At 28.8% G+C, this 17,588-nt stretch carries 19 protein-coding genes; 1 reads left to right on the top strand and 18 read right to left on the bottom strand.

Annotation, left to right across the window (positions count from 1 at the left end; genetic code table 11):
• Positions 1 to 29 precede the first annotated feature (29 nt).
• Positions 30 to 1,871 carry a GGDEF domain-containing protein gene (locus ACKU3H_RS09540; protein ID WP_320033620.1) on the top strand — a complete coding sequence of 614 codons (1,842 nt, stop codon included), beginning with the start codon at positions 30 to 32 and terminating at the stop codon, positions 1,869 to 1,871.
• Between the two features lie 52 nt (positions 1,872 to 1,923).
• Here ACKU3H_RS09540 and ACKU3H_RS09535 read toward each other — a convergent pair whose 3' ends face one another.
• The 18 genes from ACKU3H_RS09535 to hypB form a co-directional block, all read right to left on the bottom strand.
• Positions 1,924 to 3,111, bottom strand: a complete 1,188-nt coding sequence (locus ACKU3H_RS09535; RefSeq protein ID WP_320033619.1) for a tetrahydrodipicolinate N-succinyltransferase N-terminal domain-containing protein — start codon at positions 3,109 to 3,111, stop codon at positions 1,924 to 1,926.
• 61 nt (positions 3,112 to 3,172) lie between these two features.
• On the bottom strand, positions 3,173 to 5,020 hold the full coding sequence (locus ACKU3H_RS09530; protein ID WP_320033618.1) for a primosomal protein N': 1,848 nt from the start codon (positions 5,018 to 5,020) through the stop codon (positions 3,173 to 3,175).
• Positions 5,017 to 5,448 carry a type II secretion system protein gene (locus ACKU3H_RS09525; protein ID WP_320033617.1) on the bottom strand — a complete coding sequence of 144 codons (432 nt, stop codon included), beginning with the start codon at positions 5,446 to 5,448 and terminating at the stop codon, positions 5,017 to 5,019. The genes ACKU3H_RS09530 and ACKU3H_RS09525 overlap by 4 nt, the downstream gene beginning before the upstream one ends.
• A gap of 2 nt (positions 5,449 to 5,450) precedes the next feature.
• Entirely contained in the window at positions 5,451 to 5,648 is a 198-nt protein-coding gene (locus ACKU3H_RS09520; protein WP_320033616.1) for a hypothetical protein, read from the bottom strand.
• Between the two features lies 1 nt (position 5,649).
• Positions 5,650 to 5,853: a cell division protein ZapB gene (gene zapB / locus ACKU3H_RS09515; RefSeq protein ID WP_320033615.1), complete on the bottom strand. Its 204-nt coding sequence runs from the start codon at positions 5,851 to 5,853 to the stop codon at positions 5,650 to 5,652.
• A 62-nt stretch (positions 5,854 to 5,915) separates the two neighbouring features.
• Positions 5,916 to 6,317: a TerB family tellurite resistance protein gene (locus ACKU3H_RS09510; protein ID WP_320033614.1), complete on the bottom strand. Its 402-nt coding sequence runs from the start codon at positions 6,315 to 6,317 to the stop codon at positions 5,916 to 5,918.
• Positions 6,318 to 6,425: 108 nt separating this feature from the next.
• Positions 6,426 to 7,121, bottom strand: a complete 696-nt coding sequence (locus ACKU3H_RS09505) for an ABC transporter ATP-binding protein (protein WP_320033613.1) — start codon at positions 7,119 to 7,121, stop codon at positions 6,426 to 6,428.
• On the bottom strand, positions 7,114 to 7,881 hold the full coding sequence (locus ACKU3H_RS09500) for an ABC transporter ATP-binding protein (RefSeq protein WP_320033612.1): 768 nt from the start codon (positions 7,879 to 7,881) through the stop codon (positions 7,114 to 7,116). Before ACKU3H_RS09500 ends, ACKU3H_RS09505 begins: the two co-directional genes overlap by 8 nt.
• Complete coding sequence (locus ACKU3H_RS09495) at positions 7,878 to 8,918, bottom strand: branched-chain amino acid ABC transporter permease (RefSeq protein ID WP_407933672.1); 1,041 nt, start codon at positions 8,916 to 8,918, stop codon at positions 7,878 to 7,880. The genes ACKU3H_RS09500 and ACKU3H_RS09495 overlap by 4 nt, the downstream gene beginning before the upstream one ends.
• Positions 8,919 to 8,920: 2 nt before the next feature.
• Positions 8,921 to 9,817 carry a branched-chain amino acid ABC transporter permease gene (locus ACKU3H_RS09490; RefSeq protein ID WP_320033611.1) on the bottom strand — a complete coding sequence of 299 codons (897 nt, stop codon included), beginning with the start codon at positions 9,815 to 9,817 and terminating at the stop codon, positions 8,921 to 8,923.
• Between the two features lie 116 nt (positions 9,818 to 9,933).
• Positions 9,934 to 11,049, bottom strand: a complete 1,116-nt coding sequence (locus ACKU3H_RS09485) for an ABC transporter substrate-binding protein (RefSeq protein WP_320033610.1) — start codon at positions 11,047 to 11,049, stop codon at positions 9,934 to 9,936.
• Positions 11,050 to 11,169: 120 nt separating this feature from the next.
• Positions 11,170 to 13,080, bottom strand: a complete 1,911-nt coding sequence (locus ACKU3H_RS09480; protein ID WP_320033609.1) for a diguanylate cyclase — start codon at positions 13,078 to 13,080, stop codon at positions 11,170 to 11,172.
• 95 nt (positions 13,081 to 13,175) lie between these two features.
• Complete coding sequence (gene hypA, locus ACKU3H_RS09475; protein WP_320033608.1) at positions 13,176 to 13,517, bottom strand: hydrogenase maturation nickel metallochaperone HypA; 342 nt, start codon at positions 13,515 to 13,517, stop codon at positions 13,176 to 13,178.
• A 1-nt stretch (position 13,518) separates the two neighbouring features.
• Entirely contained in the window at positions 13,519 to 14,514 is a 996-nt protein-coding gene (gene hypE / locus ACKU3H_RS09470; RefSeq protein ID WP_320033607.1) for a hydrogenase expression/formation protein HypE, read from the bottom strand.
• Positions 14,507 to 15,226: a glutamine amidotransferase gene (locus ACKU3H_RS09465; protein ID WP_320033606.1), complete on the bottom strand. Its 720-nt coding sequence runs from the start codon at positions 15,224 to 15,226 to the stop codon at positions 14,507 to 14,509. Before ACKU3H_RS09465 ends, hypE begins: the two co-directional genes overlap by 8 nt.
• Complete coding sequence (gene hypD, locus ACKU3H_RS09460) at positions 15,227 to 16,351, bottom strand: hydrogenase formation protein HypD (protein ID WP_320033605.1); 1,125 nt, start codon at positions 16,349 to 16,351, stop codon at positions 15,227 to 15,229.
• A 1-nt stretch (position 16,352) separates the two neighbouring features.
• Positions 16,353 to 16,637 carry a HypC/HybG/HupF family hydrogenase formation chaperone gene (locus ACKU3H_RS09455; RefSeq protein WP_320033604.1) on the bottom strand — a complete coding sequence of 95 codons (285 nt, stop codon included), beginning with the start codon at positions 16,635 to 16,637 and terminating at the stop codon, positions 16,353 to 16,355.
• A gap of 121 nt (positions 16,638 to 16,758) precedes the next feature.
• The gene (gene hypB, locus ACKU3H_RS09450; protein ID WP_320033603.1) at positions 16,759 to 17,550 is read right to left on the bottom strand and encodes a hydrogenase nickel incorporation protein HypB; all 792 of its coding nucleotides are present in this window, start codon (positions 17,548 to 17,550) and stop codon (positions 16,759 to 16,761) included.
• Positions 17,551 to 17,588 lie beyond the last annotated feature (38 nt).

The following is a 17,588-nucleotide window of genomic DNA, read 5'->3' as shown; positions in this document are numbered from 1 at the left end:
AATATCTACCTTAAAGGGTATGCAAAAATATGAGTCGAAATATAATCTTAAATTCTGTTTTAATGGTAATTGCATTATCTATCTCAATTACCGCATTAAGTTTATATAACTTAAGAAGTGCAGGTATTAAATCAGCAATTCATAATGCCGTTTCTATTTCAGAAGCTGTAAAAAGTGGATTAACTTCACATATGGTTAATGGTAATATGAATCAAGTTGGAACTTTCATCCAATCAATTTCAAACATGAAAAATGTTAACAAACTTTGGATATCAAGAAGTGATCATGTAAATGAACAATTTGGTCATATAAGAGATTTACCTAAAGATGATATTGATAAAAAAGTTTTAAATAGTGGTGTAATGTATTATGAACTTGATGAATCTGTTACTCATACAAGTGTTAGGGTTACTATACCATATAACGCAATAGCAGAAAAAGGTATCGACTGTTTACAATGCCATAATGTAAAACAAGGAACAACTTTAGGTGCTGTATCCTTAGTTTTGGATATAAGTACAATAAAAGAGATAGGAATTGAATCTATTTATATAGTTTCAGTATTTATTCTACTTACAATTATATTCTTTTTAATTTATAATAAAAAATATATTATGCCTTATTTTAGACTGTATGAGTTATTTAAAATAAATATATCAAATGCAACTCAAGGTATTTTTGATAAAATTGATGCCCCAAAAGAGTTATCAAATGATATTATACATATTACAAATGATTATAATAATTTATTAGAAGTTTTTAAAGATACTACAAGTGATATTGATAAAAAACTACAAGTTTATACTGGATTTAAAACTTCAAACTTACAAAGAAATCCTTTAACAGAATCTAAAGAGATAATAGATAACTTATCAAATCTTTTTGAATACAAAAAACAAATTGAATTTGACAGCACTTTAGATGAGATTTACTGTAGACTAAAGCAAGTTATGATAAATAGATTTGACTTAGAAAACTTTACTTTTGTAGAAATAGATGTAGCCAAACATAAAATGAGAAAAGTTATTGAATATGGTGATTCATTTTATTGTGAAAAAACTATGACTAGTTCCCCTGAATTATGTAGATGTGCTAGAACAAAACATGATGTAGTTTCTATTGATTTTCACAATAGTTGTCAATATTATACCAATACTGAAAAATTTTATTATTGTATAAATATTGATATTTCAAAAAGTCACTACCTAATTATTCATATTACTTGTGACACTAAAGAAAAATTAGAGAAGCTAAAAGAAAAAGTTACATTTATAAAAAGTTATTTAACAGAAACTGCCCCTGTAATTGAAGTTAAACTTCTTATGGCAGCATTAAAAGAATCAGCATTTAAAGATGGATTAACTGGTCTTTATAATAGAAAATTCCTAGAAGAGCACTCTAAAAAACTATTACCACAAATAAAAAGAGAAAATGGAAATATTGGTATTCTCATGCTTGATATGGACCACTTTAAAGCTGTAAATGATGAGTATGGTCATGATATAGGAGATACTGTATTAAAAGAGTTAGCACATATATTAGAAGATACTGTTAGAGAATCTGATATTGTTGTAAGATATGGGGGAGAAGAGTTTATTGTTCTACTTGTAAATATCAAATCTGAAGAAGATGCTTTAAATGTTGCTCAAAAAATAGCTCAAAGAGTTAGAGAAAATGAGATTGATGTTTATGCAGGTAATAAACTTAAAAAGACTGTTAGTATTGGTTTATCTATGTATCCTCAAGATTCTACAAAACTTGACACAGTAATTAAAAATGCTGATATTGCACTTTATGAAGCTAAAAATAGTGGAAGAGATAAAGTAATTAGATTTAAAGAGGAACAAGTATCTAGTGTAGATTTATTTTAATCTATACAAATTAAAAAAAATATAAAAGGCAAAAGCCTTTTATATTTATATATTAGTGAAGGTCAGCGTTAAGTTTAACTTCTCTAGTACTTCTCATAGCAATAGTTTGACCTGTTACAGAGTTAACTCTAAAATGTACTCCATTTACACCTAAGAAATCCATACCTCTCATAAGTGTTTTAATCTCTTTATCTGGATTAATCTCTTGGATTGCAGCAACAGCTTTTTCAGATAATGTAATTTTAGTTCCTGGTAAGATTGTTACACCTGCATCTAAGATACATCCATCACCAATAGCAGTACCAGTACAAGAGTTAGCACCAAGTAATGTGTTTTCACCAATTGAAACAGGTACACCATCAGTTCCAGAAAGTACTCCAAGAATTGAAGCTCCACCACCAACATCAGAACCAGCTCCAACTACAGCAGAAGAAGAAATTCTTCCCTCAACCATAACAGAACCTTCAGTACCAGCATTAAAGTTAATATATGCAGCACCAGGCATAACAGTTGTTCCAGCTGCTAATTGAGCACCAAATCTAACTTTACTAGTTTCTAAGATTCTTGTATTATCTGCTGGAATTACATGAGATAAGAATCTTGGGAATTTATCTACCATTGTAACTTCTGGATATTTACCAGTTAGTTTTAATGTGATTTCATTTTCTCTTAACCAGTCTAATTCAATTGGTTCATTACCAACCCATGCACAATTGTGAAGTGTTCCAAAGATACCATTTAAGTTTAATGATCTAAGAGCTGCTTTTCCAGTTGAAAGTGCATATAGTTTTAAATATGCAGTTTCTACAGACTCAACTGCTTCATCAGCAAAAATAAATACAACTTTATAATCATCAGCAGAAAAACCAGAATCAAGTGGTAAAGAAGCTAATTTTGAAATAACTTGAACATTTTTATGTTCTTGACCTTTTGCTTCGGGGATATATGGTCTGAAAACTTCTATACAAGAAGTTAAAAAAGCGTCACTAACACTACATACAAATTCTGATTTTGAAGTATCAACTTCAACTCCAGATTCTTTTAATGCATTTAAGAAAACAGCAGCAGAACCATAGTTTTCTTTCCAGTTTACTACAGGATAAGTAGCTTGTAGAATTTTATCTTTATTTAATTGTCCTCTATCAACTCTTGCGATACCAAAACCAATTGGCTCTTTGTACCAAGGTTGAGATTGAATCTCTTCAATTTTATTTTTAAAATCATCTTTCGTAAATGCCATAACTTTTCCTTATAAAATTTTGAGGGTGATTATACTCAAATTTGTCATAAAAGCTTCTAAACTAAAAGTTAGTATCCATATCAATAGTTGCCATAGGAGAATCAATACTATGTAAAGCAGTTAACAATGCTTTTATATTTGAAGAGCGTAATATAATCTCATATCTGTATTTATTTGCTAATTTAAATATTGCACTTTGTCCTGATCCCACAACTTCAATATTTTCGATTTTTTTCAAGATTCTTATATATCTATCCATCTCATCTTTAACTTTTAAACCATTTGAGTGGGCAAATAATACTTTTGCCATTTTAAAAAATGGAGGGTATAAATCTTCTCTAAACTCCAATTCACCACTTAGAAACTCTTCATAATCACACTCATTCATATAAAACTCAAAAAAATCTTGATTTTGTGTTTGAACAATAACTTCACCCTCACCTTTTCTTCCACTTCTTCCTGCAATTTGAATAAGTAATGATAAAGCTCTTTCCCTTGATTTATAGGAATTCATATTTAATACTGAATCAATTCCTAAAACTACAGCTAGTTTTACATTATGATAATCATGCCCTTTTGAAAGCATTTGTGTTCCAACTAAAATATCAATTTTATTGTTGTTAAAATCATTTAACACTGCTTTTAATTTTGTATCTGTTTTAATCTCATCCCTGTCAAATCTTTTTATGGATTTTTCGGGGAACAATTCTTTTAATCTTTCTTCAATTTCAGCAGTTCCAACTCTTAGATTGTGTATTGTTCCTGTATTACATGAAGGGCAAGATTCAGGTATTTTTTGAGTATATCCACAATAGTGACATTTTAAAGCCAAATCATTTTTATGTAAACTCATTGAAACTGAACAAAAAGGACACTCAACTGATTTTCCACAATCTGTACAAATTTGATATTTGAAATTTGCCCTTGTTGGCAAAAATACAATTACTTGATTTTGATTGTTTAAAGTAGAAGCAATTTTATTTATAATTTTAGGAGACAATTCTAAAGAGGAATCATCAAATAAAATTCTTTTCCTTGTTTCATAAAATGTTTGTTTTAATCTATAATATGGAATTTTATGAAAAGAAGAGATAGAAGCAGTTGCACTTCCTAAAATAAGTCTAATATCGTATTTTTTAGCAATATACAAAGATAAATCTTTTGCATTGTATCTTGGTTTACTATCACTTTTATATGATTCATCATGCTCTTCATCAACAACAATCAATTTCAAATCTTTAAAGGGTAAAAAAAGAGCCGACCTTGCTCCAGCTATTAGTTTTATTTTGTTTGTATATACACCTTCTAATATCTCTGTTTTTCTTTTTTTAGATACTTTTGAGTGCCATATTGCAACACTTTGTCCAAAAACTTTTTCTAATCTGTTTTGCATTTGTGGTGTTAATGAAATCTCAGGCATAAGAAGTACAGCATTTGAACCGGAGTTTAAAATTTTTTCCATGGTTTTTATATATATTTCTGTTTTTCCACTACCTGTGTTTGCAAAAAGTAAAGCTTGTTTTTTCTCTTCACAAAAACTAAAAGCTTTTTGTTGTTCTTCAGATAGTTGTATATTTGAATCATATTTTACTTCGTCATTTATATATTCTAGCTCTTTGTTATAAGGAGTAAATATACTTAATGCTTCACCCAAAGAGCATACATAATATTGTGAAATAAAACTTGAAATTTCTATCATCTTATCATTATAAAAATATGTAGAAATTTCATCAATATCATTGCATTTAAATGAGGGTTTATCAACACTTTTAATAACAACTGCTTCACATAAGTTTTTTCTATTTCTAATTGAAACTAAAACTTTAGAACCAATTTCTAAGTTTTCTTCACTTTGGTAAGTTAGTGCTGATTGGGGAGATTTTAATATAACAACTTCATAATAATTCATTCATAACTCACACATAACTCTTTATCACTTTTACATACAAAACTATTATTTTCTAAAACAAATTCTAAATATTCATCATTTGAGATATAAATAACATATCTATTTGAGGAGGTCTTTATCCATTTTCCTAACTCTTTTTTATCTTTACTAGTAGATAGCAAAGGAGAGTCTATGATATTTTTAAAAAGTAAACTTCCTTCTTGATTAATACTTTCTTCATCTAAATATATATTTTCATCTTTATTTAACAAAGTATTAGAACTAATAAGTTTTGATATCCCATTTCTTATAAGTGCAATTTCTGATTTGATTTTAGTTTTATTGGCAAACTTAGAAGAATCATCAAATTTTGATAGAACAAATACAGATAATATGGAGATAACTACTAATACTAATATCAGTTCAATCAGTGAAAAAGCTTTCCTCATCGCTAAAGTTTAGGGATTTTTTCAGAAATTTTTTCTAAATCAGTTTTAAAATTACTAAACTCTTGTGAGATTCTAATATAAGCAGCTAATAATTCCCTTGTATCTAAATTTTTATCCAAATCTAAATAGCGTGTAATCTCATTTGCTATTTTTTCATCTACAACAATAGTATAAGCCATATTATTTATATGAAATGTCAATTTATTTTCCAATATTTTTTGCCTCTACAAAGGTTAGAGTACTATCAATTCTTAGAAGCATATCTTGGTTATTTCTCTCCAACTCATCGTTTTTATTCTTTAAATCATCTAAATCTTGACGTAAGTTTTCATTCTCTTTTTTCAAGAGTTCATATTGATATAATAGTTTGTCAATTTTCATATTTAATTTTTCAATGATTTCCATACATATTATTTTATCTAATTTATCCTAGAAAAACTGTTTAAACAAAAAAAATTATTTTTTAATTAATTGTTAATAAAAAGTTTTCCCTGAGAATATAGCGCTGCAACACCTTTTCCCCACTGTGAACAAAACTCTAAATTTTGTGGAGACAATTTAAAAGTATCATTTATTTTTGATATTAATGTTCTTTCTTTTAAATCAAATTTATCATCAGCATGTATTAAAATCATCAATTCTAATACAACAATTTTTTTACTTTTTTCCGTTCTAAAATCTTTTAGTATCTCTTCTAAAGAAAACTCATTCATATCAAAATTATCGTCATTTTCAATACCCATCTCTGCACAATATTCTAAAATAATCTCTTGTTCTTTTTCACCGTAGTCATTATCAATTCTCGCTAAATAGTGTGCAAGTTGCAAAAAAGAGAACTTCTCTCTTGCTTCAAGTTTCATTAAAAGCATATCTATCCTAATTTAAATTTATCAATGTAATTATAGTGATAAAAAGTTAATAGTTTATAAATAGTTTTACTATAAAGTAAATAAATATAAGCAGTTAAACAATTATGTTTAACCACCTAAATATTTTTTTCTAATCTCATCAGAATTGATAAGCTCTTTTGCATCAGATTCAAGAGCTACAACGCCATTTTCTAATACATAAGCATAATTTGATATATCTAAAGCTGCAAAAGCATTTTGTTCAACTAAAAGAATAGTAATACCCTCTTCTTTTAACTTAACAATTGTTTCAAAAAGTTCACCAACAATTTTAGGAGCTAACCCTAAAGAAGGTTCATCTAACATAAGTAGTTTTGGAGAAGACATTAAAGCTCTTGCAATTGCAAGCATTTGCTGTTCACCTCCACTCATAGTTCCACCTAATTGTCCTTTTTTATCAATCAATCTTGGAAAGATTTTAAACATTCTTTCTTGATACTCTTCATATAAGTCATCATTGTTAAATGAACCCATTCTTAGGTTTTCTTCAATTGTTAAGTTTTGAAATACTCTTCTTCCTTCTGGAACTAAAGAGATACCCTCTTTTATAATTTTATGGGTTTTATGATTTGAAATATCTATATCATTAAAGATAATTTCGCCTTTTTTCTTTACATCATTTACAATAGATTGTAAAGTTGAAGTTTTACCTGCACCATTACTTCCAATTAAAGAAACAATTTGTCCAGCGTTAACTTCAAAATTTACTCCCTTTACTGCTTTGATTAAACCATAATATACTTCTAAATTTTTTACACTAAGCATGTTTAAAATCTCCAAGGTAAGCTTTTATAACTTCTTCATCTTTAATAGCATCTTTAATATCACCCTCAAAGATAGTTTTCCCATAATCAAGAACCATTACTCTGTCACAAAGTTTATTTACAAATTTCATATCATGCTCAATCAATAAAATTGTAATATCAAACTCATCTCTAATCTTAAAAAACAGTTCTGCTAATTCATGTGTTTCTTGAGGATTCATTCCTGCTGCTGGTTCATCTAATAAAAGCAATTGTGGAGAAGCAGCTAAAGCTCTTGCTATCTCAACTTTTCGCTGACTACCATACGAAAGTGAAGTTGCCATCTCATCAGCATATTCTGAAATCCCTAGAATATCCATAATTTCATAAGCTCTTTTTTTAACTCTTTTTTCCTCTTTAAAAAATCTTGGAAATCTTAAAATAGCTTCTAAATAAGTATATTCAGCTTGATAATCAAATCCTATTAAAATATTTTCTAAAACTGTCATAGATGTGAATAGTCTAATATTTTGGAAAGTTCTAGCTATTCCTCTATGAACTATTTTATGAGGTTTAATTCCATCAATTCTTTGACCATGAAATTTTATTTGTCCCTCACTTGGTTCATAGTTTCCTGTAATAATATTAAACATAGTTGTTTTACCAGCACCATTTGGACCAATTAAACCATAAATCTCTTTTGCTTTTACATGAAAAGAGGTATCTTTAATAGCAGTTACACCACCAAAATTTTTAGTAATATTGCAAACCTCTAAAATCATTTATCAGCCTTTTTCTTTTTAAATAAATCTTTTAGCTCTTTTTTACCCATTAATCCTTCTCTTGCAAATAACATAACAATAATTAAAATTAATGAGAATACAACCATTCTCATTCCAGGTAAACCTTCTGTTTCATATCCAAATAGATTCATTGGTTCATCTAAGAATCTCATCCATTCTAATCCTGCCATTACAAAAACGGTACCTAATATAGCTCCTGTCGTACTTCCAAGTCCACCAAGAACTATTATAATTAATAATTGGAATGTTAAGAAGAATGTAAATAAGTCTGGTGAAATAGATGTTAATAATGCAGCTAATAAACCACCACCTATACCTTCAAAAAATGCTGAAGTACAAAATGCCAATGTTTTTATTTTAAATGTATTTACACCCATAGCAATTGCAGCATCTTCATCATCTCTTACAGCTTTCATAGCTCTACCATATTTTGAATATATAATATTTAAAATAGCCAATACAGCAAAGATTGCAAAACCACCCGTCCAGTATAGATTTGAATATTCTGGAATATCATTTATTCCCAGTGAACCATTTGTAATCTCAGGAGAATTAATAGCTGAGATTCTAATAATAAAACCAAAACCTAATGTAACAATTGCAAGATAATCTCCTCTAACTCTAAATACAGGAAAAGATAAAGATAAAGCTAATAAAGCAGAAAGGATACCAGAAAGTAATAAAGCCCAAAAGAAATCTGCTTGTAAAGCTAATATCCATTGTGCAGGATCTTCAATATCATACTGATAAAGCATACCTTCTGCATCAACAGTTAATATTGCTGTTACATAAGCACCAATGGCAACAAACCCATTTGGTTCAAGTGAAAACTGCCCTGTTACACCATTTATTAAGTTATATGAAACTGCTAGTATTATAAATATCGCAACATTATTTATAACTCTTACTGTATACTCATCAAAAAAGTTTTGAGCAAACCAAGTAAACCAAATTGCAAGTATTATAATTGCAAGATTTATTAATCTGTGTTTTGTAAATATCTGATTTTCTACCATAATTAAAACCTACTCTTTTCTAGATCTTCACCCATAATACCTGTTGGTTTAAATAAAAGAACTAAGATTAAAAATACAAAAGCAAATGCATCTTTATAACCACCAAGTTCTGGGAAAAATGCGATTACAACAACTTCTGTAAATCCAATAATAAAACCACCAATAACAGCACCAGTAACTGAACCAATACCTCCTACAACTGCTGCTGCGAAGGCTTTAAGTCCAACTAACACACCCATCATTGGTTCAACTGAAGGATAATTAATAGCCCAAAATATACCTCCAACTGCTGCAAGAGCTGAACCTAATGCAAATACAATAGAGATAATAAGGTTTGCATCTATTCCCATAAGGTTTACAGTTTTAATATCAAAAGATAAGGCTCTAATTGCCATACCATATTTTGTTTTGTATAAAACATATAAAATACAAAGTAATAATACAAGTGTTACGATTGGAACAATTATTGAAGATACAGAGAATGTAACCTCTGCTATATTTATTATATTTTCCATATAAGAAGGTACAGGGAATGCTCTTGGAACTCCACCTACAAAAACAGTAAAGGCATTTTCTAAGAAAAATGAGATACCAATTGCAGTAATTAAAAGAGAAATTTTTGGAGCTTCTCTTAAAGGTTTATATGCAACTTTATCCATTAACATTCCAAGTGCAGCAGAAAGTGTAACTGCTAATAATATACTTAGAGTGAAAGGTAATCCTAAAACATCAATAAAAGCGTAACCTAAAAAGGCTCCGACCATCATTATATCACCATGGGCGAAGTTTATAAGTCTTAAAACCCCATAAACCATAGTGTATCCAATAGCAATCAAAGCATACATAGATCCTAAAGAAAATCCATTTACCATTTGTTGCATAAAAGTTAATATATCCATTAAATCTCCCCAGAAGAATTACTTTTGTTATAATAAAAATAAACTCTTTTACTTTTATTATGACAAAAAAAAAGTCTAGCAATAATAATTGCTAGACTTCAATATTAAAATAAAAATTAAGGATTTACAGTCGCTTTATAAACCATTTTCCCATCTTTAATCTCTTTGATAACAGCAGATCTTGTAGAGTTACCCTCTTTATCAATAGAAATTTTTCCTGAAACACCATCAAATCCAGTTGTTTTTTTAATCTCTTTGTTAACACAAACAGAATCTGTAGGATCTTCACATCTATTCATTGCATCAATTAAAACATTATAAGTATCAGCACCTAATGCAGTAAATGAATTCATCTCTTTGTTTCCAGTCTCTTTTTCATGGAAAGCTACGAAATCAGCAGATGTTTTTGAAGGAGGATTTGTATAATCAAAGAAGTCAGTAAACATATAACCTTCAATTGAATCTCCACCTAAATCAATAAATGTTTGGTTAGCAACACCATCTCCACTAAACATAGGTTTATTAACACCTAATTGTTTAGATTGTCTAGCAATCATAGAAGCTTCTGGGTGATATAAAGGTAAGAACATAAAATCAGGATTTAATTTTTTGATTTGTGAAACAACAGCTTTAAAATCTTTATCCCCTGAAGTTACTTTGATTTTCTCTAAGATTTTTCCACCTTTACTTTTAAACGCTTTTTGGAATGCTTTTGCAAGACCTAAAGAATAAACTTGAGCTTGGTCCACAATTACAACAGCAGATTTATAACCTTGAGACAATGCATAATTTGCAACAACTTCACCTTGAAAAGAGTCAGTAAAACAAACTCTATTTGCATAATCTCTTTTTGCTGTAAGTTTATCATTTGTAGCAACAGATGCAATTACTGGAACTTTTTTCTTATCAGCAATAGCAATTGTTTGAGCTGTATTTGTAGATGTAAGTGCACCTAAAATTGCAACTACATTTTCAGAAGAGATAAGTCTTGTTGTAGCTGTAGCAGTTTCAACTTTATCACCTTTATTATCAGCTAATACTATCTTAATTGTATCCCCATTTTTAAGTGTAGGCTGTAATTTATTGGCTAATTCTAAACCTAAATAACAAACTTGACCATATTGTGCAAGAGGTCCAGACATAGGCATAACAGCACCAACTTTAATCTCTTTTGCAGATGCAATACCACAAGTTAATGCAGAAGCAAGCGCTAAACTCATTAATTTTTTCATATATACTCCTTGTTAATCTATGCAAGGATAATACCATAAAAATTTAAAAACTTTTTATAAAAAACGTATAAATTATGTACAAATTATATAAAAGTTGTTTTTATTTTGTCAGTTAGTCATTTATGTAATACAATTTTTTCCTTGAGATTTTGCCTTGTATAGTTGCTTATCTGCTCTTTTAATTGTATCCTCTATACCTACATCATCTTTTTCATAATTTGCTGTTCCTATACTAATAGTAAAACTTATTTCAAAGGGTTCTAAAATTTCATTTCGTTCATTAATGCTTTCTATAAGTTTAGTTGCAACTTTTTTACAGTTTTTAAGATTACTACTAGGTAGAAGTATTAAAAACTCATCTCCACCTAATCTTACTATGAAATCATTTTTTCTGATTACAGTTTTTATAATAGAAACTAAAGTTGTAATAACTTCATCTCCCCTATCATGTCCGTAAGTATCATTTATATTTTTAAAATTATCAATATCTACAACAAATAGTGCTAGTCCCTCTTTACTTAATGAAATTTCACTTGAATATTTATTTGAAAACTCATCTAAAAATCTTCTATTATAAACTTTTGTCAAAGAATCAGTTAAAGCAAGTTTCTCATTAAAAGCAACTTTATATTCTGACTGTATTAATTCTTTATTTTTTTCTTCTAACTTATCTACCATCTTATTAAAATTGTCACTCAATAAATCAATTTCATATACACCACACTCTTGGAGTTTCTCAGCTGATTTTTTATCACCAATATTTTTTGTCATCTCAATAATTTTTAATAATGGAAAGTTTATTTTTCTAACAAATTTTTTTGCCCTAAAATGTAAAAACACAAAAAAAGCTAAATAAAATATTATTATTGTTGCAATTATTGTATAACCAAGTTTTTTATAATAACTTTCTAAACTTCTAACTTCTGAGGTAATATTATCTTCATCTATTAAAGAGATTACAAACCAAGATGTTTTTTTAATTTTTTCACTAAAAAGAAGATATTTCTTTCCATTTAAATAAACCTCTTTTGAATAATTATCTTCATTGATAACTTTGTTAAATAGCTCTTTTATTTTTTCATCTTGATGATTTAAAATATTAAAACTATCTCTTTTATATATGGTCTTACCAATTTTTTCATCTTTTATATACTTATAGTCACTACTATCTTTTAAATTTAAAATATCTTCACTATTTTTTGTAATACCTATTATATTTCCATGTTTATCTAAAAGTATTGATGAAGCATTATAAGGAATCTCTGATTCAAGAATATTTTTTATGATACTTTTTACGGTAATATCTATTCCTGATACCCCTTCTAGAAAATCATTTTTATAAATTGGTACAACTACACTTAACATCCAACCTTGACCTGCTGGGTCTAGATATACATCTGTCCAAACAGCTTTCTTTTCAGGGTTATTCTTTTTATTGGCTTCATAATAAAAGTTATAGTTTGAAACTTTTAAATCAGCAGGAAAAACTTTATATATATCTTTCAAAAAAGGGTAGTATCTTGTGTAGTTTCTGTGTGAATTGTAATACGCTGCAACTATTAAATTATTTCTATTAACTAATGTTTTTAATGTTGTATCAAATACTTCTGTTCTTGCTATTTCATCTTTTAAATTTTTATTTACATTTTCCTTATTTGATACAAAAAGTGAAGCTCCACCAGTATCTTTGTATTTATAGAAAACTCCATTATTTGCGTATCTAAAATATCTATTATCAAAATCATCTAACTTCATACTATATTTAAAATAATTTTGATGTTCATTTTGTAAAATATATGATAAATCTTCGACATGATTAAATTTTTGTTCAGTGTCTTTTATTGAATTTTTAATTGTAGAATAAACACTTTTTTCAATATCACTTAATAAACTTTGGATACTAATATCTACAATTTTATTATTAACTGTAAAATATATGATTAAAAGTGCTAATTCAATAAAAAGTATAGAGAATACAGATGTTTTTAAATAATTTTTATATATAAGTTTTTCAAGTCTAATCTTATTCATCACTCATCTCTATATAAAGTTTTAGTTATTATATAACCAAAAGATAATTTTTGTAAATAAATATATTAACTAAAATAAATTTTTAAGTTAGAATATTATTCCATTTCAAGGGACATTAAAAACATATCTTCCCCATCAATAACCTTTACTTGATTTGATTCACATTTTGGACATAAAAATTCATTTTTTTCTAAAGTTGATTGTTCTTGACAGGATAGGCATTCTATTACTACTTTTTGATGGTTTATTAAAAATTCTGCACCATCACATACTGTTTTTTCTTTGAAAGTATCAAAAGCAGTTTGAAGTAAATCTGGTTCAACTCCACTTAATACCCCAATTTTAACAACAACTTTTGTAACTTTAGTAGAATCATTTTGTCTTGCGTGCTCTTCACAACTATCTAAAAGTGATTGAACTATACTATATTCATGCATCTTAACAAATCCTTGGCAATAATTCACCAGTTGGTAAATCAATAAATCTTTGAGTTCCCCAAGCTGTATTTAAAACAACTTTTCCTTTGTGTTTAGATGTCACTTTTCCAATGATACTTGCTTCTTGTGAAGTCTCAATTGACTTTAAAACATCTAAAGCTTTTAAAGCTTGATCTTTTGAAATAGCCATAACAAATGTTCCTTCATTTGCTAGACTTAAAGCTTCAAAACCTAAAAGTTCACAAACTCCATTTACCTCATCACATACTGGAATTTTTTCCTCTTCAATCTCAACACAAATATCTGATTGTTTTGACCATTCATTTAAAACAGCACTAACTCCACCTCTAGTTGCATCCCTTAAAGCTCTAATTTCAATACCTGATTCTATTAGTTTCTCAACAACTGGCCATAAAGAAGCACAATCTGATTTTAAATCTGTAGAGAAATCTATTCCTTCTCTTGCTGCAAAAATAGTTGCTCCATGTTTACCAACAGAGTTTGAAACTATAATTACATCATCTTCTTTGATTAGATTTGATGAGATACCTTTTTGTTTTATTTCACCAATTCCAGTTGTATTTATAAATATTTTATCAACACTTCCTCTTGGAACCACTTTTGTGTCACCACTTACAACAATAGCACCATTTAACTCTAACTCTTTTTCCATACTAGATACTATTCTTTTTAAAGTATCTACTTCAAAACCCTCTTCGATAATCACAGAACAAGTAAGATATTTTGGTTTTGCTCCCATCATAGCTAAGTCATTACAAGTACCACATACAGCTAGTTTTCCAATATCTGCTCCTGGAAACTCTATTGGACTTACGGTAAAAGAATCAGTTGAAAAAGCTAAAGTACCATCTTGAATAACAGCTGCATCTTCACTTTTTGCCAAAATATCATTTTTAAAAGCTTTATAAAAAATCTTTGTAATTAATTCGTTGTTCTCTTGTCCACCATTTCCGTGAGCCAAAGTTATATTAGCCATCTCTAAGCCTTTTTTCTACAATCTCTCCAAATCTTTTTAATACAAGATTTGCATCTGGAGTCTTTTCTACTTTTTTAAGTAAATCATTTATAGGTATATCTTTAAGCTCTCCAACCTCTTTGATATATGATTTCATAATCTCTTCATTGTATTCAGGATGAAACTGTACACCCCAAGCATTTTTTCCTATTCTAAAAGCATGGTTTCTATCATGATTATTAAATGCAAGATTCACACTATTTTTAGGAAGTTCTAATACAGACTGTGAATGAATTGTATGAGCTAAAAATGAATTAGGAATATCACAAAACAATTCATCATCTTTTACATCTTTAGATAGCTTTACTTCTACTGTGCCTATTTCAATTCCATCTTTATGATAACCGCTAATTCCATTCATACTCTTACCTAAAAGTTGATGACCATAACAAATTCCTAATAGGGGAATTTCATTTTCAATTAACTTTGGAATCCATTTTTCAATTGCTACACTCCAAGGCTCTTCATCTGTAACCATTGAGTGTGAACCAGTTATAATAACCCCTGCACACTCATCAAGCTCAGGTAAAAAAATCATCTCTTGAATATGTATAGTTTGAATATCCAAATTAGGATTATCCAATCTATCAGTTACCCACTTATCAAAATCACCATTCTCTTTTTTTGTATTATCAAATGTAATACCAGCTTTTATAATAAAAAGTTTTTTCATCTATAACAAATTTCCATATTTATAATAAGCACTACATGCACCCTCGCTACTAACCATACAAGATCCTAAAGGGGAACTTGGTTTACAGGCAGTTCCAAACACTTTACAGTCGTTTGGTTTAGCTACACCTTTCATAATATCTCCACAAATACAAAGTTTATGATCATCAATCTTTTCATTTGGCAAGATATCTTTATATATAATCTCAGCATCTAAACTTTGATATTCATCTTTTAATCTAAGAGCAGAATGAGGGATATCACCTAAACCTCTCCATCTAAAATGCCCTGCTCTAGTAAAATACTTATCATTTAGTTTTTGTGCTGCAAGATTTCCATCATAAGAAACTGCCCTTGAGTATTCAATCTCTAATTCACATCTGTTTTCATTAAATTGTCTTACAATTGCAAGTATAGACTGCATCACATCAACAGGCTCAAAACCTGCGACTACAACAGGCTTTTTGTATATAGATACAAACTCTTCATAAATCTTAGAACCTGTAATTACACTAACATGTGAAGGACCTATAAAAGCATCAATTTTACAATCTTCACTATCAAGTAAAACTCTCATTGGTTCTGGCACAGTAATATGGTTTATATGAAAAAATACATTTTCCAATTTATTTTTTGTTACATGCTCTAAAAGTGCAGCTGTCATAGGTGTTGTAGTTTCAAAACCTATTGCAAAAAAGATAATCTTTTTATTTGGATTTTCTTGTGCTATTTTAATAGTATCAAGTGGAGAATAAACAAACCTTACATCTGCACCCTTACTTCTTGCATCTTGTAAACTTCCACGACTTCCTGGAACTTTAATCATATCCCCTAAAGTTACTAAGATAACATCTTCTTGTAAGCTTAAGATATATGCATGGTCGATTCTCTCTTTTGGCATAACACAAACTGGACATCCTGGACCATGAATAAATTCAATATTTTCTGGCATAAGTTGGTTAAGTCCATATTTCATAATAGTATGTGTATGTCCTCCACAAACCTCCATTACATTTATTTTTCTTGGAAGTTTTGAAGCCTCTTCATCTATTAACTTTTTTAAGGCTTTTATAGCTTTTGGATCTCTAAAACCATCATAAAGATCTTTTAGTTTTAATTCGCTCATCTTAACCTCTATTGGCACAGGCATCATCTTCAAGTATTGCCTGACGCCTATCATCCTCTTCCATCTTTTCTATTATTTCTCGATAAACTTCCAAAGAGGCTAAGGCATCCTCTTCATCTATTTTATTCATTGCAAATCCAATATGGATAAGTACATAATCTCCAACTACAACAGGCTGGTCTATTAAATCTAAACTAGCTTGTCTTTCAACTCCCATAGTATCTACAGTTGCTATGTTGTTTTCTTCATCTATTTTTGTAACTTTTGATGGTATTGATAAACACATATAATTTTCCTAAAAAATGTCCCATTTCCAGGGGACCTATATCATATTAATTACTTTTAGAGAAACTTGTAAAAAGTTTCTAAAGTAACAAACCCTAAAGGGTGTAACGAGTTACACCTAACTATCTAAATTTTCTTTTAAAATTAATCCAATCAACGACTGCTTTTAAAGAGTCTTTATCTTTAGTAGAAACTTCTAAAATATCCACATTGGGTTTTAGTTTTCTAGCTACTTCTTTCTCTTTTTCTAAATCATATTCAAAATATGGAAGAAGGTCAGTTTTTGTAAATAAAATTAAATCTGCTGCTCTGAACATAACTGGATATTTTGCAATTTTATCTTCACCTTCAGGAACTGAAACTAATACAATATTTAAGTGTGTTCCCACATCATATGAAGCAGGACATACTAGATTTCCTACATTTTCTACAAAACATACATCTAAATCATCTAAAGGCATATCGTGTAAACCTTTGTGAACCATAAATGCATCCAAATGACAGGCACTACCTGTTTGTATTTGTACTGCTTTTATATCTTTTGCTTTTAATCTATCAGCATCTTTATTTGTTTCTAAATCACCTTCAACAACACCATATTTAAAATCAGCAATATCTGCTAAATGTTCTAAAAGTGTAGTTTTTCCACTTCCTGGACTACTCATTAGGTTTATACCTAAAACCTTATGATTATTAAAGTGGACTCTATTATGAGCTGCTTCATGATCATTTTTATCTAAAATCTTTTTTATTACAGAAACTGTTTTACTATCATTTAATTGTGGGTTATGATGTAAAGTTTCATGTGCAGCTTGATGAGAAGCTGAATCTCCATGTTGATGTTCATGAGAGTGTCCATGACTATGGTCATGGTGATGGTGATCTGTTATACTACATCCGCAATCTTGACACATTTTTTATCCTTTTAATATGAATATTGGTTCATTTTAGA

The organism is Halarcobacter sp., assembly GCF_963675975.1.
Lineage (GTDB): Bacteria > Campylobacterota > Campylobacteria > Campylobacterales > Arcobacteraceae > Halarcobacter.
The sequence above is the reverse complement of the archived record's forward strand: the minus strand, read 5'-3'. Positions and strand labels throughout refer to the sequence as shown.